The organism is Solibacillus faecavium (assembly GCF_014836905.1).
GTDB lineage: Bacteria > Bacillota > Bacilli > Bacillales_A > Planococcaceae > Solibacillus > Solibacillus faecavium.
Genome location: NZ_JACSPZ010000002.1, coordinates 637,282 through 658,691, shown reverse-complemented (window position 1 = coordinate 658,691; position 21,410 = coordinate 637,282). Strand labels below are relative to the sequence as shown.

General features: G+C 39.3%; 20 protein-coding genes and 1 other annotated feature. All 20 genes read left to right on the top strand.

Annotation, left to right across the window (positions count from 1 at the left end):
- Positions 1–12 precede the first annotated feature (12 nt).
- The 20 genes from H9635_RS06750 to coaW all read left to right on the top strand — a co-directional run bounded on the left by H9635_RS06750 (position 13) and on the right by coaW (position 21,370).
- Positions 13–1,302 (top strand): acetyl-CoA hydrolase/transferase family protein, encoded by a 1,290-nt coding sequence (locus H9635_RS06750; protein ID WP_191699380.1) that lies wholly within the window; start codon positions 13–15, stop codon positions 1,300–1,302.
- A 43-nt stretch (positions 1,303–1,345) separates the two neighbouring features.
- The gene (locus H9635_RS06745) at positions 1,346–2,257 is read left to right on the top strand and encodes an SDR family NAD(P)-dependent oxidoreductase (RefSeq protein ID WP_191699379.1); all 912 of its coding nucleotides are present in this window, start codon (positions 1,346–1,348) and stop codon (positions 2,255–2,257) included.
- Positions 2,258–2,292: 35 nt separating this feature from the next.
- Positions 2,293–3,468 carry an acyl-CoA dehydrogenase family protein gene (locus H9635_RS06740; protein WP_191699378.1) on the top strand — a complete coding sequence of 392 codons (1,176 nt, stop codon included), beginning with the start codon at positions 2,293–2,295 and terminating at the stop codon, positions 3,466–3,468.
- A gap of 46 nt (positions 3,469–3,514) precedes the next feature.
- Positions 3,515–3,922: an FAS1-like dehydratase domain-containing protein gene (locus H9635_RS06735; RefSeq protein WP_191699377.1), complete on the top strand. Its 408-nt coding sequence runs from the start codon at positions 3,515–3,517 to the stop codon at positions 3,920–3,922.
- A 10-nt stretch (positions 3,923–3,932) separates the two neighbouring features.
- A complete protein-coding gene (locus H9635_RS06730) occupies positions 3,933–4,313 on the top strand; it encodes a MaoC/PaaZ C-terminal domain-containing protein (RefSeq protein ID WP_191699376.1) in 381 nt (126 codons plus the stop codon).
- A 146-nt stretch (positions 4,314–4,459) separates the two neighbouring features.
- Positions 4,460–5,344: a R2-like ligand-binding oxidase gene (locus tag H9635_RS06725; protein ID WP_191699375.1), complete on the top strand. Its 885-nt coding sequence runs from the start codon at positions 4,460–4,462 to the stop codon at positions 5,342–5,344.
- Between the two features lie 57 nt (positions 5,345–5,401).
- The gene (locus H9635_RS06720; RefSeq protein ID WP_191699374.1) at positions 5,402–6,919 is read left to right on the top strand and encodes an aldehyde dehydrogenase family protein; all 1,518 of its coding nucleotides are present in this window, start codon (positions 5,402–5,404) and stop codon (positions 6,917–6,919) included.
- A 50-nt stretch (positions 6,920–6,969) separates the two neighbouring features.
- Positions 6,970–8,172: an iron-containing alcohol dehydrogenase gene (locus H9635_RS06715; RefSeq protein ID WP_191699373.1), complete on the top strand. Its 1,203-nt coding sequence runs from the start codon at positions 6,970–6,972 to the stop codon at positions 8,170–8,172.
- Positions 8,173–8,249: 77 nt separating this feature from the next.
- Positions 8,250–9,773, top strand: a complete 1,524-nt coding sequence (locus tag H9635_RS06710; RefSeq protein WP_191699372.1) for a class I adenylate-forming enzyme family protein — start codon at positions 8,250–8,252, stop codon at positions 9,771–9,773.
- Positions 9,774–9,924: 151 nt separating this feature from the next.
- Positions 9,925–10,686: a 3-hydroxyacyl-CoA dehydrogenase gene (locus H9635_RS06705; protein WP_191699371.1), complete on the top strand. Its 762-nt coding sequence runs from the start codon at positions 9,925–9,927 to the stop codon at positions 10,684–10,686.
- 12 nt (positions 10,687–10,698) lie between these two features.
- Positions 10,699–11,493, top strand: a complete 795-nt coding sequence (locus H9635_RS06700; RefSeq protein WP_191699370.1) for an enoyl-CoA hydratase/isomerase family protein — start codon at positions 10,699–10,701, stop codon at positions 11,491–11,493.
- A gap of 101 nt (positions 11,494–11,594) precedes the next feature.
- Positions 11,595–12,698, top strand: a complete 1,104-nt coding sequence (locus tag H9635_RS06695; protein ID WP_191699369.1) for a CaiB/BaiF CoA transferase family protein — start codon at positions 11,595–11,597, stop codon at positions 12,696–12,698.
- Positions 12,699–13,801: 1,103 nt separating this feature from the next.
- Positions 13,802–14,290 (top strand): sigma-70 family RNA polymerase sigma factor, encoded by a 489-nt coding sequence (locus tag H9635_RS06690; RefSeq protein WP_191699368.1) that lies wholly within the window; start codon positions 13,802–13,804, stop codon positions 14,288–14,290.
- A complete protein-coding gene (locus H9635_RS06685) occupies positions 14,283–15,272 on the top strand; it encodes an anti-sigma factor (RefSeq protein WP_191699367.1) in 990 nt (329 codons plus the stop codon). Before H9635_RS06690 ends, H9635_RS06685 begins: the two co-directional genes overlap by 8 nt.
- Positions 15,254–15,547: a hypothetical protein gene (locus H9635_RS06680; RefSeq protein WP_191699366.1), complete on the top strand. Its 294-nt coding sequence runs from the start codon at positions 15,254–15,256 to the stop codon at positions 15,545–15,547. The genes H9635_RS06685 and H9635_RS06680 overlap by 19 nt, the downstream gene beginning before the upstream one ends.
- Positions 15,548–15,618: 71 nt before the next feature.
- Positions 15,619–15,836, top strand: a binding site (T-box leader).
- A 40-nt stretch (positions 15,837–15,876) separates the two neighbouring features.
- A complete protein-coding gene (gene argS, locus H9635_RS06675; protein WP_191699365.1) occupies positions 15,877–17,553 on the top strand; it encodes an arginine--tRNA ligase in 1,677 nt (558 codons plus the stop codon).
- 245 nt (positions 17,554–17,798) lie between these two features.
- A complete protein-coding gene (locus tag H9635_RS06670) occupies positions 17,799–18,560 on the top strand; it encodes a hypothetical protein (RefSeq protein ID WP_191699364.1) in 762 nt (253 codons plus the stop codon).
- A 25-nt stretch (positions 18,561–18,585) separates the two neighbouring features.
- Positions 18,586–19,167, top strand: a complete 582-nt coding sequence (locus H9635_RS06665; protein ID WP_191699363.1) for a GNAT family N-acetyltransferase — start codon at positions 18,586–18,588, stop codon at positions 19,165–19,167.
- A 201-nt stretch (positions 19,168–19,368) separates the two neighbouring features.
- Positions 19,369–20,430: a 3'-5' exonuclease gene (locus tag H9635_RS06660; RefSeq protein ID WP_191699362.1), complete on the top strand. Its 1,062-nt coding sequence runs from the start codon at positions 19,369–19,371 to the stop codon at positions 20,428–20,430.
- 103 nt (positions 20,431–20,533) lie between these two features.
- On the top strand, positions 20,534–21,370 hold the full coding sequence (coaW, locus tag H9635_RS06655; protein WP_191699361.1) for a type II pantothenate kinase: 837 nt from the start codon (positions 20,534–20,536) through the stop codon (positions 21,368–21,370).
- Positions 21,371–21,410: the final 40 nt, after the last annotated feature.

Here is a 21,410-nt window from a genome sequence, read left to right as displayed (position 1 = left end):
GAGTTGATCAAGATGGTCCAATCAGATTGGAAACAAACCTATAAAGAAAAGTGTACCACCACAGAGAAAGCAATCCATCAAATTGAGTCCTTTCAAACGATTTTTTTGGCGCCAATGTGCAATGAACCTCAAGCACTTGTTGAAGAGTTAATACGTCAAAAGGCGCGTTTGCAAGGGATTTCACTATATTCCATCGTTTTAGGCAGCCCATGTAAATATGCGGATGTAGCCTGTCATCCTCACTTTAGCATTCGGACATTTTTAAGTTCACCTTTACTGCAAAAGGCTTATGAAAATAACATATGTGATTATCTTCCGGTGAACTTCTCTGAAATTCCTCGGTGGATCAATGAAGAGAACATCGATGTTGCTCTCATCCAGGTTTCACCACCTAATGAAAGTGGGTTTTGTAATCTCGGAATTTCTGTAGATGTAGTGCAGACATTGATAAAAGAGGCGAGGATTGTAATTGCAGAAGTAAATAGCAATCTTCCTGAAACAGCCGGGGAAACGCTCGTTCATGTATCAAACATTAGTTATTTTGTTCCTTCCGACCGGCCTTTACTTACAATTCGTAATAGCCGGACTTCTGAGGAGGACTTAGAAATTGGCCGGTACGTTGCAACACTCATACCTGATTATGCAACGATCCAAGTCGGTGTTGGCAAAATTGCTGCCGGGATTGTTCAATCACTTCATTCGAAAGTAGGTTTAGGTGTGCATTCCGGTTCTCTTACTGACGATATTGTGGATTTGATAAAGGTCGGTGTCGTTACAAACGAGCGGAAAGAAATCAACCGTAATCGAACCGTCTGTACAACCCTTACTGGGACGAATGAGTTGTATGATTTTTGTCACCAGAACGAACATATTGAACTTTACCCGATAAATTACACACACAATGCAGCCATAATATCGAAAATTAGCAATTTCTATTCTATCAACTCGGCGCTGGAAGTCAGTTTATCGGGTCAAATAAATGCAGAACAATTTGATGAAAGCCATGTAGTAGCAGGAGTTGGCGGACAAATGGATTTTATCCGGGCATCAAAACTTTCTCCTGGTGGCAGAGCAATTATTGCTCTGCCCTCTACTGCACAAAACGGGACGGTATCGCGTATAAAGGTGCATACACAGTATGTGACATCGTTAAAGTCTGAAGTTGACTACGTTGTCACAGAGTATGGCATTGCAAAATTGTTTGGGAAATCCCTAAAAGAGAGAGCAAAAAACTTAATTGCCATTGCTCACCCAAAATTCCGAACTGCTCTATACGAGGAGTTAGAACAATTGCAACGGTAGAATTCTTTAACCTACTAATTTTTAAACGAGAAAGGGTGTTATTTTGGCTAACTTAAAGGATAAGGTGGCAATTGTCACAGGTTCTGGCCGAGGGATTGGACGAGATATTGCTCTCCTTCTAGCAAAAGAAGGAGCAAAAGTTGTAATCAATGATTTAGGTGGGGGATCAGACGGTAAAGGAAATGATTCAAAAATTGCAGATGAAGTAGTTCAGGAAATACTGGAGCTGGGCGGAGAAGCTGTTGCCAACTATGATTCTGTTGCTGACTATGAATCTGCTTCAAATATTATTGATACAGCTTTATCAAGATTTGGACGATTGGATATCGTTGTAAACAATGCAGGTATTTTAAGGGACCGGATGCTCTTTAAAATGAGTGAGGCAGAATGGGATGCGGTCATTGCAGTCCATTTAAAAGGATCGTTTAATATGACCCGAGCTGCAGCCCCATACTTTAAAGAGCAAAAAAGTGGGCGCTTTATTCATTTTACTTCCACTTCAGGTTTAATCGGAAATGTTGGCCAGGCGAATTATTCAGCTGCCAAGTTAGGAATTGTCGGGTTGAGTAAAAGTACAGCGTTGGATATGGCTCGCTATAATGTAACGTCTAATGCGATAGCCCCATTTGCATGGAGCCGCTTAATTGGGACAATTCCTGCAGAAACAGATGATGAAAAACTAAGAGTTGAAAGGCTTAAACAGCTTTCGCCAGCCCATATTGCCCCATTAGTTGGTTTTTTAAGTTCGGATGAGGCAGCCGATGTTTCCGGACAAATTTTTGGTGTACGAGGGAAGGAAATTATGGTATTTTCGCAGCCGCGTCCCGTCCGTTCGGTATTCAATGCAGACGGTTGGTCCGTCGACAGTTTAAGTGCAATTAAAGGTTCACTTCAATCAAGTTTTACACCTCTTGAAGTCAGTGCAGACGTTTTCCCATATGAACCATTAGTGTAAAAGAATTAACAGCAAAATTGAAAAGGGGGAGAAAAATGGACTTTCAGCTATCGCCGGATTTAATGGAAATGAAAAAATCCATTAGAGATTTCATAGACAATGTAGTGGATCCACTTGCTGGACAAATTGATCGAGATGATCACATTCCGGAACATATTATGAAAATGACGCAGGATATTGGATTATTTGGCCTAAGTATCCCTGCAGAATATGGTGGTACAGGCATTGATATGGTCGGCAAATGCGGTATCTATGAAGAAATTGGGCGTACGTCCAACGGATACACAACTGTAATCGGTGCACATACAGGTATTGGAACGGTCGGAATTGTAGATATGGGAACGGAAGAGCAGAAGCGAAGATATTTACCGGGCATGGCGTCGGGTGACATTATTGGTGCATTTGCTTTAACTGAACCGAGTGCAGGTTCCAATGCGGTGGCGTTAAAAACGGCTGCCGTTCGCAAAGGTGATAAATATATTCTTAATGGCTCAAAGCATTATATTACGAATGCATCCATTGCAGATCTCTTTACGGTAATGGCTGTCACGGACCCAAGTAAAGGCGCAAAAGGAATTACTTCCTTCCTTGTAGATAGAAACTCTCCAGGTTTTATCATAGGAAAAACAGAAGAAAAGATGGGTCTTCGTGGATCACATTCTTCTGAAATCTTTTTTGAGGATTGTGAAGTACCGGTCGAAAATGTGCTGGGCGTAGAAGGCTTAGGCTACGTCAATGCCCTGAAAATTTTGGCAAATGGCCGTGCAGGACTAGCTGCAAGGAATTTGGGCTCATCGCAAAAGCTATTTGAGTTATCCGTCAAATATGCGCATGAGCGTGAACAGTTTGGTAAACCGATCTTTGAGCAGCAGATCATTCAACACTACTTGGCAGAAATGGCAATGGATATTGAAACATTAAGAGCCTTTACGTATCGGGTAGCTTGGATGGTGGATCAGGATATGAATGTCATCAAAGAGGCAGCGATGGCAAAACTTCTCGGGTCAGAAATTTATAACCGCATAGCGGATAAAGCTGTCCAAATCCATGGTGGTATAGGCTATATGAAAGATTTCCCGATTGAACGATATTATCGTGATGCACGTATTACCAAAATTTATGAAGGCACATCCGAAATTCAGAAAAATATTATTGCTGCTCAAATTCATAAAGAATATATGAAAACGGCATCGCCAGCACACATCAAATAATGGAACTCCATTTACCTATTAATAACTTTTAAGGAGGTGAGTTTACTTGAGTACAGAGCTTGAGGAAAAAGTTGGTATGAAAATAGAGTCCTATACCTTTAGAGTAGAAAAAGGAAAAATCAGAGAACTAGCATTAGCGATTGGAGATTTGAAGGAAGAGTATTTGAATGGTGAAGCTGTCCCACCTACCTTCCCAACAGTCATTGATTTTTGGGGCGGGGATTCCTCCTCATCTGAACTTTTAAATTTAAATATGAAGAAGGTACTGCACGGTGAGCAGGAGTATGAATATTTCAGGGAAATCATACCTGATGAAAATATCACTGTACATGGCGTTATTGAAAAAGCATATACGAAAGCCTCCATGAACTTTTTTGTCTTACGTAAGGACTATTTGGACGAACAGGGTGAAACGATACTAATTAGTCGTTCTACAATTATTGAAAGGCACTAGGAGGGATTCTATGGAGATCGGCTATACACTTGAACCTTTACAAAAGGAAGAAATAACGCATACACAGCTTGTTCGATATGCAGGCGCATCCGGAGATTTCAACCAAATCCATACCGTTGTACCTTATGGGGAAGCAGCTGGTTTAGGTGGGGTCATTGCACATGGCATGTTAGTTATGGGCTTCGTCGGTCAGGCAATTGGACAATGGTTTGAGGCGAAGGATCTGAGAAAATTTACAGCACGATTTAAAGCGATGACAAGACCAGGTGAGAAAATAACGGTGCAAGGCCGGGTTGTCGATGAAAAGGATGATCGCTGGATTTGTGAGGCTGAAGCAATAAATGAAGATGCAGAAGTAAAAGTAAAAGCGTTTTTCGAAATTAAGAAATAAAGGCTTTAATTTAGGCTTCTTAGACAGACAGAGAGATTCATTTCGTAAAAGTTGGTGTGGTAACTACTAATTTACAGTGAAAATCTCTATTTTTTATGCGTTTTTAATAGAATGCATCAAAACATAAATTTAAGGGGGACAAAGCAATGAGAGAATATGTTACGACAAAACAGCAAATTAACAAAAATTCACTTCCGTACAATTTGTATCAAAAGGCGAAGAAATTCGGTATTTGGAATCCGGTAGATATCGATTTTAGCCAAGATAAGGAAGACTGGAAGAAGCTATCGGAAGAGCAACAATTAGAGGTTTTGACGCAATTTGCTCAATTCATTGGTGGCGAAGAAGCGGTAACACAAGATATCCTGCCAATGATTATGGCAGTTTCCAAAAAGGGCTGGTTTGAAGAAGAGTCTTATTTAACGACATTCCTTTTTGAAGAAGCAAAGCATGCTGAGTTTTTCAGTCTGTTCTTGGAAGAAATCGGTGTTACCGAAGATTTGACGCATTTACTATCTCCAGGCTATCGCAAGTTATTTGATGAAACATTGCCGGATGTTATGGGGAAGTTAATTGACGATCAATCACCTGAAGCGATGGTAGATGCAGCGGTTACTTACAATATTTTTGCAGAAGGCGTATTAGCTGAAACAGGTTACTGGTTCTTCCATGAAGCATTATCAAAGGTCAATCTGTTCCCAGGGTTTATTTCAGGAATTCGAAATGTAAAGCGTGACGAAGGACGCCATATCGGCTTTGGTACCTTCCTTATTCAGCGTTTGATTAGTGAAAATCCTGAACTGGATTTGTTTGAACGTGTACAGCAAAGACTTCAGGAGCTGTTACCGATTGCAATGATGCTAACAGAACGAAAAGAAGGCGAAACAGTAACAAGCCTTGGAATTGAAGCAGGAAAATCAATGGAGTTTGCGATGAAACAATTGCAGGCGCGATTAATGGTTCTTTCACGTGCAAAAGGAAAAACATTGGAAGAAATCTACGATACAGAAGTTATTTTTGAAGAAGTGTAAAAGATTCAGGCAAGAGGCATTACTGAATATCGTTTTTTATTTAAAGGGGGATGAAAGATGACGACAGAAGTACAAGTAAAGATTTTTCCACAGTTTATTAATGGTGAATGGACACCATCAGCTTCAGGTGAATTCTTTGATGTAATCAATCCGGCGACATCAGAAGTAGTAGCGAAAGTTTCAAAAGGAAATGCCGACGATGTGAACATGGCAGTTCAAAATGCGAAAGAAGTGTTTGAATCCGGTGTTTGGTCAGGGAAAACTCAGGCAGAACGTGCCCAAATTATGATGCAATTTGCGGGGAAGGTAAGACAGCACGCACAGGAAATCATCTTTTTGGAAGGCATTAGTACCGGAGCGACTCTGCGTAAACTAGGAGGGGCGGATATCCGTCAGTTAATACTGTCTCTTACACAGACGGCGGATTTATCTCTGAAATATGAAGCGGTAACTGCACTGCCAGTTAATGAACAATTAGGGGCAAATCGCAGTTTGCTTGTTCGCGAGCCACTAGGGGTAGTTGCGGCTATTACGCCATTTAACTTCCCATTAGTATTAGCAATGTGGAAAATTGCACCGGCCATTGCAATGGGGAACTCCATCATTATTAAGCCGGCTTCAAATACACCATTAGGTACATTAAAGCTTGCCCAGCTGGCAGTTGAAGCGGGTATTCCACCGGGGGTTATCAATGTCGTAACAGGTCCAGGGGCTGAAGTAGGTGATGCACTTGTAACCCATCCGGATGTGTCGAAGGTGGCGTTTACTGGGTCTACAGAAGTAGGTCGGAAAATTATGGCGCAAGCTGCAGGTACAGTGAAGAAAGTTACGCTTGAACTTGGAGGCAAGGCTCCTGCAATTGTGCTTCCAGATGTTGATCTTGAGGTTGCGATTCCAGGAATTCTGCTCGGAGTATTTTTCCATTCAGGTCAGGTATGTGAAGCGAGTACACGTTTAATTGTCCATGAGTCCATTTATGATATCGTCGTTCATCAGCTAGCTGAAACGAGCAAGAAGATTAAACTCGGTCAACCGCTTGATATGGCTACAGGAATGGGACCAGTCATTTCTGAATCACAAATGAATAAAATTCTTGATTATATTCAATCAGGCATCGATGAGGGAGCAAGACTTGTTTGTGGTGGTAAACGTGCAACAGAGCCGGGACTGGAGAATGGTTTCTTTATCGAGCCGACAATCTTTGCGGATGTTACGAATGATATGAAAATTGCACGAGAAGAAATTTTCGGTCCAGTTCTTTCTGTCATTAAATATTCAACAGAAGAAGAGGCAATTGCTATCGCAAATGATACAGAATACGGATTAACAGGCGGCGTTTGGGGACGTGATGTGACAAAAGCAAATGAAATTGCGACGAAAATTAAGGCCGGAACAATTTGGATTAATGACTGGCATATTTTCCGTACAGATGCTCCATTTGGTGGCTATAAGCAAAGTGGAGTTGGTCGTGAGCAAGGAGCTCAAGTATTTGATGACTACACAGAGCTGAAAAATATTTGTACGTCATTAACGACTGAAAATTCACAGCGCCCGGCTTTAGGTTTAATTTTCTAATCAGATTACGCCAAGGAGAAATTGATTAACAAAAAGAATGGAGAGATTTGATGAAAACAACTTCCTATTTTGAATTCACTCATCGCCCTGAAATCCGAAGCGGCGCAGGTTCACACGTTTTAGTGCCGGATTTAATTCAAGGGTTAGGCGGAAAACGCCCTGTATTATTTTCTGACAAAGGGTTAACGGATGCAGGCTTAACGCAAAAAATTAAGAGCTTATTTGATATGGTACCGGGCATAAAGCTTGCTGGTGTATTTGATGATATTCAGCAAGATGCTAAATCGAGCAATATTAATAGAGGCTTAAAGTATTTCAAAGAATGTAATGGTGACTCCATTATTGCGATTGGCGGGGGAAGTGTTTTAGATACAGCTAAAACAGTGAAATGGGCCCTCTATAATAAGGTGAATCAGGTGGAATATGTGCTGACGGGGAATGTTTTGGAAGTTTGGCCAAATGCCAAGCCGTTAGGGATTCCGCATATTTCGATTCCGACAACTGCCGGAACGGGTGCTGAAATCTCTAGCATTTCAGTAGTATTCAATGAAATGCTGAACTTAAAATGCAATTTAATGAATCCGTATTTAACTTCTGATATTGCCGTTTTAGATCCGGATTTAACGGTTGGTTTACCGCCAAGAGTAACCGCTTTTACTGGTATGGATGCATTAACACATGCAGTGGAAGGATTTTTCTCAACAAAAGCGACGAATTTTTCGGATGCGTTTGCCCTGCATGCTGCTAAAATCATTGTCGCAAATTTAACAACAGCAGTGCATGAAGGGAAAAACGTTGCAGCACGTGCGAATATGCTTCAGGCAAGTGCAATGGCAATCACAAGTTTCCAATCAGCAATGGCTAATATTCCGATCCACAATATAGCGCATACGTATGGTGCGAGATACGGCATTCCACACGGTTTAGCAAATGCTGTGTTAATGCCAAGTGTAATGAAAAACCTGTCTGGCGTGTATTTACCGAAAATTAATGCATTTGCCCCTGCGTTAGGAGTAGTTCCGAATGAGGCAAATCCGCAGGAAACATTGGATGAGTGCATTAATGTAATTGTTGAATTACGAAATGCTGTCAATTTACCTGCAAGCTTTGACGAGTTTAATATCGATGCAGCTGAGATTCCGCATCTTGTACCGGCTGTTCAAAATGACCCGTCTTCACTAAGCTTCCGAATTCCTGAGGATGTCATTGTAAATGTGTCTCAAGAAGTAATTAGTTCTAAGGTAAGTATTTAATTTAAAGAAAGCGCTCTTAAGGAGAGGAGGATTCCTCCTTTCCTATGATTTATAAATTGAAAGTAGGAGGTTACATTATGAACATTGTTGAATTGCTTACTTCAACAACTTCTCGTTTGCCAAATCAACCTGTTATCCACTTCAAAAGAGCTCGACTTACTTATAAAGAATTACAAGATAAAGTTTACAATATTGCAGGCGGTTTAAAAGATCAAGGTGTCAAAAAAGGGACGAATGTTGCGCTAATGATGACAAACCGTCCTGAGTACATCATTACGTATTTTGCTATTTTAGCAAATGGGGCTACGGTTGTTCCGATCAATCCCACCTTCAAGGAACAAGAAGTGACCTATATCGTAAATGACGCCGATGTTGAACTATTGATTATAGAAGACGCATCCAAGCCAGTAGTAGAAAACGCAATGGCCCAATTCAAAACAGTCGGAAAGATTATTAATTACAGCGATACAGAAGATGACCGATTTTTATCATGGCATCAACTGGAGACATCTTCCCCTATTTCCGAAATCACCCCACTTCATGAATCTGATGTAGCACAAATTATTTATACGTCTGGTACAACCGGTAATCCGAAAGGTGCCATGATTACCCATGGGAACTTAAACTGGATGGCTATTACTGCTGCTGTCTACAATCAGTTTGTGCCAAGTGATCGGGTTCTTTGTGTATTGCCATTATTCCATGCGTATGCAAAGCTTCAAGGTTTCTTGGCGCCTATCGCTCATGGCTGTACGATCTATTTAGAGGAACGCTTCCATCCTGTTGAAACGTTAAAAGCGATTGCCGAATATGAAATTACGATATTCCTAGGTGTTCCAACAATGTATGCGTTTTTTGCCCAAGTTCCTCAAGTAGTGGAGCAACTGGATTTCTCAAAACTACGTACTGCCGGTTCTGGTGGAGCAAGCTTACCAGCAGAGCTATTGCATAAAACGAATGAATCTTTCGGTGTAAGTATTTCTGAAGGGTACGGTTTAACAGAAAGCACGGTGATGCTTATGACAACGCATCGAAGCTTACCGAAGAAAGTAAATTCTGTCGGTATGCCGTTACCGGGAATTGATTTGAAATTGGTAGATCCTGAAGGTAATGAGGTTGTAAATCATGAAGTAGGAGAAATCCTATTTAGAGGTCCAAACATGATGAAGGGCTACTACAAAAAACCGGATGAGACAGCGAATGCTATTAAAGATGGCTGGCTGTATACAGGTGACTTGGCGTACCGTGATGAGGAAGGCTATCACTTCATTGTAGACCGTAAAAAAGACATTATTATTCGAGGCGGATTTAATATTTACCCTAGGGAATTAGAAGAGCTTTTATATCAGCACCCGGCTATAGTAGAATGCTCTGTCATCGGAAGGCCCGACCCGGTATTCGGTGAAAAAACGGTTGCCTATGTCGTATCGAAGGACGCCGAGCTAACAGAAGAAGCAGTTCGAGACTACTGCAAAGAAAAGTTAGCCGAATACAAAGTACCGGATTATGTAAGCTTTATCGAAGAAATCCCGAAATCCGGAACAGGTAAAATCCTCAAAACGGCTTTAAAAGATTTAGATAAAAATGTACTGCCTAATTAAAACTACTTGGTTGGGGTTCATATAGTTTAGCTACAGCTTCAGTACATGAACTAGAACGCAGATAATGTCGTTATGGACTAATCGCGATTAGCGTTGGCCAAGCAATGACAAATGGGTTAATTATTGAACAGGAACGAGGAGTGGATAAAAAATGAATTTTGACCAAAAGGCATTTATTATTACCGGTGGTGGATCGGGATTAGGTGAAGCTACTGCACGCACGATTGCAGCTGCAGGTGGTTATCCTGTTATATTGGACTTAAATGAAGAAAAGGGGCAAGCAATCGCAGAGGAACTAAATGGCCTATTTTTCAAAACGAACGTTGTGAACGAAGAAGATGTACAACAGGCGATTAATGGTGCTGTAGAAAAATATGGATCAATTCAAGGTGTTGTCAACTGTGCAGGTCTAGGTACGTCAACACGTGTCGTTGGCAAAAAAGGCGTATTTCCGTTAGATGAATTTAACTATATTATACAAGTTAATTTAGTTGGCACATTTAATGTGATTCGTTTAGCGGCGGCTGCCATGATGACAAATGAAACGAATGATGATGGAGAGCGCGGTGTCATTGTTAACACTGCTTCTGTAGCTGCATTCGATGGGCAAATCGGTCAGGCTGCTTATTCTGCGTCGAAAAGCGGAATTGTAGGGATGACTTTACCGATAGCAAGGGATTTAGCAAGCTATGGTATTCGTGTCATGACGATTGCACCGGGGATTTTCAATACACCGTTAATGGGGAGAGCACCACAGGAACTAAAAGATGCTTTAGGCAAGCAAGTTCCTTTCCCACAACGTTTAGGTGATGCTACTGAATTTGCTCATTTAGTAAAAGCTATTTTTGAAAATCCAATGTTAAACGGTGAAACGATTCGACTCGATGGAGCAATTCGTATGGCCCCGAGGTAAGGAGGAATATAGATGAATCTTGAAACAATGACGGTAGAAGAGTTGGACTATGGTGTACATGTCGTAACGATTAATAATCCGCCAGCCAATACATTAAGTGCAGGAATTCAACGTGATTTACTGCAACTGCTAGAAGAAGTTGAAAATAATCAGGCAATCCGTGCGATGGTGTTTAAATCAGCGAATCCGAAAATCTTTATTGCAGGTGCCGATTTAGGTTCAATGGGAGCCACAGAAGGAAGCGCGAATATTGCAGAAAGCTCAAAACATGTGCAGAATATTTTCAATCGTTTAGAAGCATTGAGAGTACCAACCATTGCAGCTATTAATGGCCATGCTTTAGGTGGTGGCTGTGAATTCGTGCTAGCTTGTGATTTTCGTATAATGGGTCAAGGCACAATTGGATTAACAGAAGCGTCGTTAGGTCTGTTGCCGGGTGCTGGTGGGACGCAGCGTATGACGAGATTAGTAGGTGGAGCGAAAGCGCGGGAGTTAATGTATTTAAGCAAACGTTTAAAGGCGGAACAAGCGGCAGCGATTGGCTTAATTACAGAAGCGGTATCACCTGAAGAGGTAGAAGAAAAAGCAATCTCATTAGCGACAACTTTAGCTCAAAGTGCAGTAGGGGCAATTGGGCTAATAAAAGAAAGTATTTTAGCTGCAGAGGAATTACCGTTAGAACAAGGATTATTAGTTGAACGGGAAGCTTTTGCAAAAACATTTACAACTGGTGAGGTAGAAGAAGGCATCCGTGCATTCTTTGAAAAACGCCCTGCCAATTTTTTGAAGCCAGTAACAAATCAATAGCTCTGACAAATGTGCGGCCGTTTTGAAAGTTTATCTTTCATTACGGCCCTGCTTTTTAGTGGAACTCAAAATGACTCGGATAATGAAAGGATGATAGTACGATGCTTTTACAAGGATTGAAAATATTGGATTTCTCCTCAATGCTGCCTGGCCCATTTGCAACAATGATGTTGGCGGATCTCGGAGCAGAAGTTTTGCATGTCACAAAACCTGCAGAAGACGGAAAGCAATGGGACAAAGATGATTATTTACAGCGTTCTAAAAAATCAATAGCTGTTGATTTGAAATCCCCGGAAATAATCGCTTCGTTAAAAGAACTTGTAAAGGAATACGATATTGTCGTTGAACAATTCCGACCAGGTGTTATGACACGCCTTGGTCTAGGTTACGAAGTGCTTAAAGAAGTGAATCCAAGGATAATTTATTGTTCCATTACCGGTTACGGCCAGACAGGTCCATACCGCGATCGGGCTGGACATGATATTAACTATGTGTCGATGTCGGGTATCCAAGGCTATTCGGGGACAAAAGAAGGTGGCCCTGCAAATTTAGGCATTCAGGTGGCTGATTTGGCAGGTGGGTCATTGCATGCTGTAATCGGCATTTTATCGTCTGTCATTTACCGGAACCGTACTGGAATCGGGCAACATCTTGATATTAGCATGACGGATTGTGCTTTAACGTTAAATGCGTTATTTGCACAGGATTACTTAGTACAAGGAAAACCACTTCAGCGTGAAGAACTGTTGTTAAACGGTGGCTCGTTTTATGGCTATTATGAAACGATGGATGGCCGCCACATTTCTGTTGGCAGTCTCGAGCCGAAATTCAGAAAGCAGTTATGCGAGGCGATTGACCGTCCGGATTTGCTTCCATTGGCGATGAGTTTTAAGCCAGCTGATGATGGGAAGTTAAAAGAGCAGCTGCAACAAGTATTTTTACAGAAAACGTTTAATGAATGGCAAACGATTTTCACGCAAGTAGATGCTTGTGTAGAGCCGGTTTTAAGCTTTGAAGAAGCAGTAAACCATCCACTTTTCGTAGAACGCGAAATGTTTGTAGATGTGGCAAAGCCAGATGGTACTACACAAAAGCAAATGGCCTGCCCGATTAAGTCCGATATTTTTAAAGCAACTTATACAGCAACCGGTGTGAAGTCAGGGACACATAATGAGGAGATACTGGGGATTCCATTAAATAGATAGAGAATTTATTATGATATAAAGCTGATTTAAGGGTGCCTTCTTTTTTGGAGGGTGCCCTGAGATTTTAGATAAATTCTTAAAAAGTGTTGTTTAAAATTTACATTAACCTTGAACTGTTGATTTCCATTCCGGGACCGATGCTTTCCCCGGGCACGGCTCCAGCTAACTAAATTGTGCCTACAACGGCAGGCACAATTTAGTGGATCTTCCGCGCGTGCTGTTCCCGGTGGAGTCACGGTCCCTCCATTACAATCAACTTATTCGTCACTTTAAATAAAGTGAAATAAACTATCTACCATGATTAGTTATCAATTCGAATCAATGAACTTAAACCAACTTATTCCTGCTAATGGTCTCGAGAGTTTTTCTCTTGAGACCTTTTGCATGGGAAAAAATTTGTTATTATCATAGATGAGGATTTTTGATTCCATTTTTATGGTTCATCACCATAAGTTGGGGATGACAAAATTGAAAAATAATATTTTCTAATTAAGTCCGTTCTGCTACGCTATGGGGAAAACGCGTTGAAGCAAGTGTTTTTGAAGCTCGCGTCCGTTGTACTACGTTCCGGGGCAGGCTTTCCGGGCGGCGCGGCTCCAAAGCTTTTTTCAAAAGCTTTGCGACGAAAGCGGCAGCGACAGGAGCAACTATTTTCCGCGCACGCTTAATCGCCAAGGAGTCCGCCCCTACACTTCGCACAACTCTTTTCGTTGAAGTGAGTATTTTGGCGGCTCACCCTCCGCTCCGTGTCACTCTACTTGGGATAAAGTAAATTTCTGCAAAAAATGAAGATATAAAACATAGCATTTCCGCTCTCTTCCGCCTCGCGATAGCGCAAGCGGCTTGATTAGGTGTTTTTTACTTCACTTTATAACGAGGGCAAAATTTTGGGATTGGTGGGCCTCGCAAACGGCAATAAAGGCAGTGATAAAGACACGTCACGTGGCTTTAGAGCTGTTTTGCCGTAGCCCACCAATCAAGTGGGATTTTATTAGAAAAGCAACCCCATGTTATGGTGATGAGGCAAATTAATAGAAATATTTTACAATAAACTGCAACTTTATTGTGCAATTAATCGAGGATAGAGTGAAAGGTGGGAAGTAATGAAGCTGGAACAAATCTATTCGTTGTATGTAAAAGATTTATACAATTATTTATTCTCTCTTTGCCGCCATACGCAGACGGCTGAGGATTTATTGCAGGATACATTTTATAAAGCCCATGTAACATTACTTGCTCAGCCGATTAAAGAACTCAAGCCTTGGCTCTTTAAAGTCGCATATTACACGTATATCGATTATTGCCGCAAAGAAAAACGTAGTGAGCCGTATGAGGAGATTGTACGCATCGATCATGCAACACCTGAGACGATTTATATGCAGGAGGACAGTTTTACAACTCTTTTAAATTTATTGGACCAACTGACACCAATTGAAAAGCAGGCGATTTTGTTATGTGATGTACAGGATTGTACGAATGAACAGGCAGCAGAAATTTTGGACTTGAAGCTTAATACGCTAAAAAGTCATTTGTTAAGAGGGCGAAAAAAAATGAGATCTATTATCGAAAAGGGGGGCATTAAAAATGGATGAGTATGAAAAATTAATTGCGAACTCAAAAAAACAGCAATTGTCCGATTCGCAGCAACAAAAGCTAAATCAACAGATGAGACGTTCTGTTTCACTTTCTAAAATGAATTTGATGGTAGGAACCATTACCATTATTTTAATGATTCTTCCTGTCAGCTATATTTTTACTTTTCTTTATTATGCATTTGGTACAAAATCGACAACTTTAATGGATGTCACGAGTCAAACTTTATATGTGACGGAGCCGAATACATCGCTTGAGGAAATAGAATTTGATATGGAATTTTTCCCATTTTCGATGCAGCTGCAGTTTGACCAGTATAAGCGTATAGGGAAGGAAGATTATAAAGTTAATAATTACGATATGCGCTATACACTAGGGAATTTAACGAAAAAAGAAGTGAGTTCCCAATTGGAGCGTGTCCAAAGGAAAAACCCAAATGAAACAAGTCCGTGGCTCACACATCCTAAAAATCAATCTGAGGTAGATACGTGGAGGGAGTGGGAAGTTTTAAGAGGTTTGCCGGATGAAACGGTTGTGGAGGCTTATATTTCCTTCCATGATTTGCATACAGTCGATGAAATCCGAAGCAGCTTTCGGAATGTAGATGTTGTTTGGGCGGCAGTTGATACGGGTGTAGAGGAGAAAAATCTGAGTAAAGATGGCGATGTCGTATCACCAATCGGTTATCCCGTACAGGTCGATAATACGACTTGGTCACCTTTTAGAGATGCTTACAGTAATGAGCAGGTGTTTATTGATATATTAAACTATATTGTGCAATATGAGGACTTAGCTACAAAGGTATCGAGCCATAAAAATTTAGAACTGGCTGAGCGAATTGACTACATTAATAAAAACGGGATTAAAACCTATGGGGTAGTTGTAACAGGACCCAAAAATGAAATTGAAAAACTAGAGGATATAAACTTAATCCGTAAAATTAAGTTAGGTGAGGTGAAATTATGGAACTGGACAAATTAAAGAAGCTGCAAATACCGGTAATTGCAGGATGGATTTCGGTTGCTAGTGGGCTTTTCACATTATTATTACTAAATATAAGTATGCTAACAAATGATTCTATTTTATTTGAGTATTTCAGCCTTATTTTAGGAATTGGCTTTATATTTGCTTGGCCGGCCATCTTTTCAAAGAAATCACGTTTTTTAGGTGTATGGGCATTAGGGATTATTCTGTTTTTAACAATATTCTTCTTTAGTATATTTTTACTTGGGTGGATCATTGTACCATTCCCTTGAGGTGTATATTAATCTGAATAGTACAAATTTAGATTGACACCGCATTGAGTTAATGGATATAATTCTATAAATTAAATTCGATGAAAAAGACAGTAATTTACATAAATTTTGATTAGCGAGCCAGGGAAGGTGAAAGCCTGGTGCAAAATATGTAAATGAAACGCACTTTGGAGAAGCAACCTGAAATGAAGTACGGAAGCCGGGGAGTCACCTCGTTAGCAATGGAAAGTGGTCACAATTTTGTGGCAACTAGAGTGGTACCACGGGATTCCTCGCTCTCGTCTCTAATATTGGAGACGAGGGCTTTTTATATTGGAGGGGAATAGCTGATGAACAGAAAAATTGCAGAAATTTTATTGCAGGCAGTAGAACATGATTTCACATTAATTGAAATCGAAACGTTATTAGAAAAACCGAAGTATGAACAGCTAGGAGATGTCGCGTTTCCATGCTTTACATTGGCAAAGAAATTCAAAAAATCACCGAATGTCATTGCAGAAGGAATAGGCAGCAACATTAACGATCCGTTTATTCAAAAGGTTCAAGTTGTTGGCGGCTATATTAATTTATTTGTAAATAAACTAGAAATAACAAAAGAGGTATTAGGAGAAATTACATTAGTAAAGGAAACGTATGGTCAAAAACAAGGTAATAATGAAAATATTGTAATCGATTTTTCATCACCTAACATTGCCAAGCCATTTTCAATGGGACATTTACGTTCTACCGTAATTGGGAATGCACTTGCAAACATAGCGGAGAAAAATGGCTATGAAGTGATACGTGTCAATCATTTAGGTGATTGGGGAACACAATTCGGAAAGTTAATTGTCGCATACCGACTATGGGGCAAAAAAGAACAAGTGGAAGCTGCACCGATTGAGGAACTTTTAAAGTTATATGTAAAGTTCCATGACGAAGCGGAAATACATGAAGAATTAAATGATCAAGCAAGAGCCGCCTTTAAAGCACTGGAAGAAAATGAACAAAGCGCATTAGAATTATGGAATTGGTTTAAACACGCTTCTTTACAGGAGTTTATGCAAATTTATGACCAACTTAATATTCGATTTGATGCATATGAAGGAGAAGCTTTTTATAATGACAAAATGCAGGCAATTGTCGATGAATTAAAAGATAAGCAGTTACTAACACAATCGGATGGTGCGAATGTCGTCCTTCTAGAAGATATGCCTCCTTGCTTAATTACGAAGCAAGATGGGGCCACATTATATGCAACACGGGATTTAGCAGCTGCCTTTTATAGACAGGCAAACTATAAGCCATCAAAAATCTTTTATGTAGTAGGAAATGAACAAACACTACATTTTAAACAAGTATTTAATGTTATTGAGAAAATGGGCTATTCATGGTCAAAAAATTTACAGCACGTCCCATTTGGCATGATGCTTAAAGACGGCAAAAAGATGTCTACACGTAAAGGTAGAGTGATTCTTCTAAAAGATGTATTAAAGGAAGCAGTGGAAACGGCCTCTAAAAATATTGAAGAGAAAAATCCGAGTTTACGAAATAAGCAGGAGATTGCCGAGCAGGTTGGAATTGGTGCAGTTATATTTAATGATTTAAAAAATTATCGTTTAAATGATATTGAGTTTTCATTACAGCAAATGTTGAATTTTGAAGGGGAAACAGGGCCATATGTGCAATATACGCATGCTCGTATTTGTTCCATTTTAAAGAAAGTTCAATTAACGCTTAATGAAGAAGTAACGGTAAAGGAGCTGGAGGAATCAGCTTGGGGAATCGTTTTGCTGCTCCAGCAATATCCACAGGTTATTTCAGATAGCCTTGAGCAGGCGGATCCTTCCATAGTGGCGAAATATGTACTGCAATTAGCACGAGTATTTAATAAATATTATGCTCATACAAAAATATTAGTTGAAGATGAAAAGTTGGAAAGCCGTTTAGTATTATGCTTTGCTGTGGCAACAGTTTTGAAGGATGGTATGAGACTGTTAGGGGTGCAATCTCCGGAAAATATGTAAAGAAAAAGGCACCCAGTTCAAATTTGCTGGGGCCATTTTATTAGGATTTAAAAAGGGGGAATGGGTATTTTTTCAATTAACATTGTGTAAGTAAGCTTTCTGTGCGAAAATTTATTTGAATATTTAAAATTAAAGGCTCTTGTATTGAGGTAGATGAAAAGTTCGCCGAATTTGTTCGGGAAATTTTTCAGGGCGTTCCAAATAGTTGAAATTGAAAATTAAAATAGAAGTACAGCTATATGTATATGGAAACTGATAGAGAGCGGTATTTTCAAGACGTTATTATAAAAATACAGGCGATTAATGAGGTAGAAGGAATTATTCAACTAGGTTCAGGAACGATAGGCTACAGTGATCAATTTTCCGATATTGATTTAATGGTAGCAACTACAGAACAAGTGGATGTAGCTAAAGATTTAATTAAGACCGAGCTACAAAATTTGGGGTCATTTTTCATTAAAGAAGGCAAGTTCAGTGATCAAATTTTTTTGCTCATTCCTTTTTACGAAAACGGTTTAGAGATGAATATTTCAGTATTACCAACTTCATTTTTAAACGTAAAATCACCTTTATGGAAGTTAATATTTGATCGTAACGGGGAAGTACTGCCGAAAATGCTAGAGGAACACGAAAATTTTCAGAAGCTAGAACAGCCTTATATAAAAAAATTCGATATAGCTTTTGAGTTTGCCTATTATTTAAGAAAGTTGCGCATTGAGCTTCAGCGTGGAAATGACATCTTTGCTATGAAAATGCTGGAGATGCTGCGAGAGCTTACTTTAACTGTCCAAATATTAAATGAACAAAAGAAGTTACATCAATTTAAGGCATATCATACGTTAGAAGAAGACTTTGTAAAACAACTAAAGAGGAGCTATCCGTCAACAACAGACAGCTCCGACATTATGGCAGCTGCCAAGTTAGTTACACAGTTATTTAAAGACACGATACAGAAAAATGAAATATTCGATTTTGATGAGCAATTGTTTAAAATTGCAGAAATCTAGATCCCCGAAAAGGAAGGTAGATCCTATGAAAAATATTCTTTTAGAAAATGACATTGTCTTATTAAGACCTATTGAAATCGGGGATATCGAAGGCATAAGTAAAGCCGCTAACGATGAGCGGATTTGGGAGCATATGTCGGTTAGTTTACTTGATCTTGCGTCGGTGGAAAGCTATGTAAAAAATGCTATCGCAGATCGTGAAAAAGGTATTACCTATACTTTTGTTGTAATAGAAAAGAAAACGAATAGGATCGTTGGCTGTACGTCTTTTCTTGATATATCACTCCCTCATAAACGAGTGGAAATAGGTTCAACATGGTACCAACCAAGTGTGTGGCGTTCAGCAATTAATACAAATTGTAAGTTTTTATTGCTTCAGTACGGCTTTGAGGAACTCCAGTTGAACCGAATTCAGATTAAAACAGGTCATGAAAATATTCGTTCACAACAAGCAATTGAACGAATTGGCGCAGTGAAAGAAGGGATTTTGCGCAATCATATGATTCGAAAAGAAGGGACAATTCGCCATACTGTCATGTATAGCATAGTTGCAGAAGAGTGGGAAAAGGTGAAGGCAAAGTTTACTCAGGAATTATTAAATCCGTGAGACGAAATCTATTAATATAGAAGAAATTTTATTATGGGAGATAGATAATCTACCAACATAAAATACATGTTTTTTATCTTTTAGCATTATTAATGCAGAATATACGAACATACCGTGTCAGACGCTGTTTTTTCATATACAATAGAAAGAGCATTATTTTCTTTTGAATAGGATCGGTTATTAAAATAGTAGGTGAAAAATTTGGGAAGAACAAAAACATATATAAGTATAGATATAGAAGCCGCCCTGATTCGAGGGAAGCAATATATTATCGAAATAGGTGCAGTTAAATGGTTGCCTGATGGTACGACCGAAACTTTTACACAGTTAATCCAACCATACAAGTTTAAAAGGCTAAATGTACATATTCAAAAATTAACGGGTATTACAACAGAACAATTACTGGATGCGCCGTCATTTAAAGAAGCGTTTTATAAATTCAAACGCTGGTGTAAACAGGATTATATATTTTTGACATTCGGGGAATTTGATCGGAAAGTGCTAGAAGAGGAGCTTTCACGCAATTACATAAAAAATGATTGTCTATATCCAATGATTGATTTTCAACAAAAGTATATGATTGCTAAAGGTATAAAAGAGCAACCGTCATTAGGTGGATTAATGGCAGAGCTCGGTTTGGAAAATGAAACACAGCATCGCGCTTTAGCAGATGCAGCTAGTCTTCTTTCAATCTTTATGGAAGTCGACGGGGAAAAATTGATTGAACAGCAGCAAACAGACGATTTTTTATTAGTATTAACGAATTTACGCATGCTTGAAACAACATATGAATTAGTGATTTCGACTACATATTGCAAAGTAGAGGACGAGCAAGTACATATACAATCCATGCAAACATTTCGAGATGAACTTCCTTTTACAGTTTATACAGTGGAACAACAAAATGAAGATGGGGAAGTTACAACAATAGAAAGAATCAGTATTAAGCCAAATGAGCAGGCAAAACAGCTGTTGCAGCAAATTTCACAAGATGCAATGGGCAAAATATTAATTTCACGTACACCACTTAGGTCTATGTCCAAAATTTTAAAGCTGCACAATGTGGCATTACCAAAAACAGAAGTGATGACCTTAACAAATCTATTGAAAAAAGAAGAGATTATCGCTAAATTCCATTTAGTAGAAGAATCTACGCATTCCTACGAGGCAAAAATTTTACGCTTATTGCGCAAGTATGAACATGTATTTGTTGAAGAGTTTCATAAACGTGCTTTAATCGAAAAGGATATAATTCAAGTATAATAAATTCTCCGATAGTAGGAGAATTTTTCTTTATTGCAGAAGTCCATTAAGTTATGATAGGGTAGTACGAATTACTCGTTGGAATGATAAAGGAGATTATTTTATGTCAACATGGATTGGAATTGATACAGGGGGTACGTTGACAAAGCTTGCCTATATGAATGATCAGCAGGAGCTTACATTGACAGTCTTTCCATCTAATGAAATGCATTTAGTTAGAGAATGGTTGGAAAAACATCCTCAAGTAGAAGAAATCGGCTTGACAGGAGGCCGTACTGAGCAATTACGAGATGTTTTAAAAACGATGAAATCGATTCAATATATTGTGGAGTTTGAAGCAACATTAAAAGGTGTGCGCTATTTACTGGAAAAAGAAGGTCATTCCATCTCTCAAAGTATTATTACCAATATCGGTACGGGGACATCAATTCATTATATGGATGGGAATTCCCATCAGCGTGTTGGAGGTACTGGTGTAGGTGGGGGTACGTTAATTGGACTTGCCACAATTATGACAGGTATTTCTGATTTTGATGAGATTAAATCTAATGCTTTTGAAGGTAGCCGTGATGGAATCGATTTACTTGTGAAGGATATATACCAAGGAATGGATACACCGATCGACGGAAATTTAACAGCTAGCAACTTCGGTAAAGTTGGTATTACAGAGCAACGTGAATTTGACCAAAATGATGTTTTGGCAACAACTCAAGGACTGATTGGCGAAGTAATCTCAACTTTAAGCATACAGCTAGCAGAGCAACATAATACGGATCATATTGTATATATTGGTTCGACATTAATAGACAACATACAGCTAAAAAAGGTAATAGAGCATTATACTATTTTAAAAAAGCATAAACCGATATTTTTACAAGATTGCGGATTTTCAGGTGCTATTGGTGCACTAATAAATATTCGTGAGCACCATAAAATATAATTTGAAGCATTTAAGCTAGTAAAATAGTTTAAATGCTTTT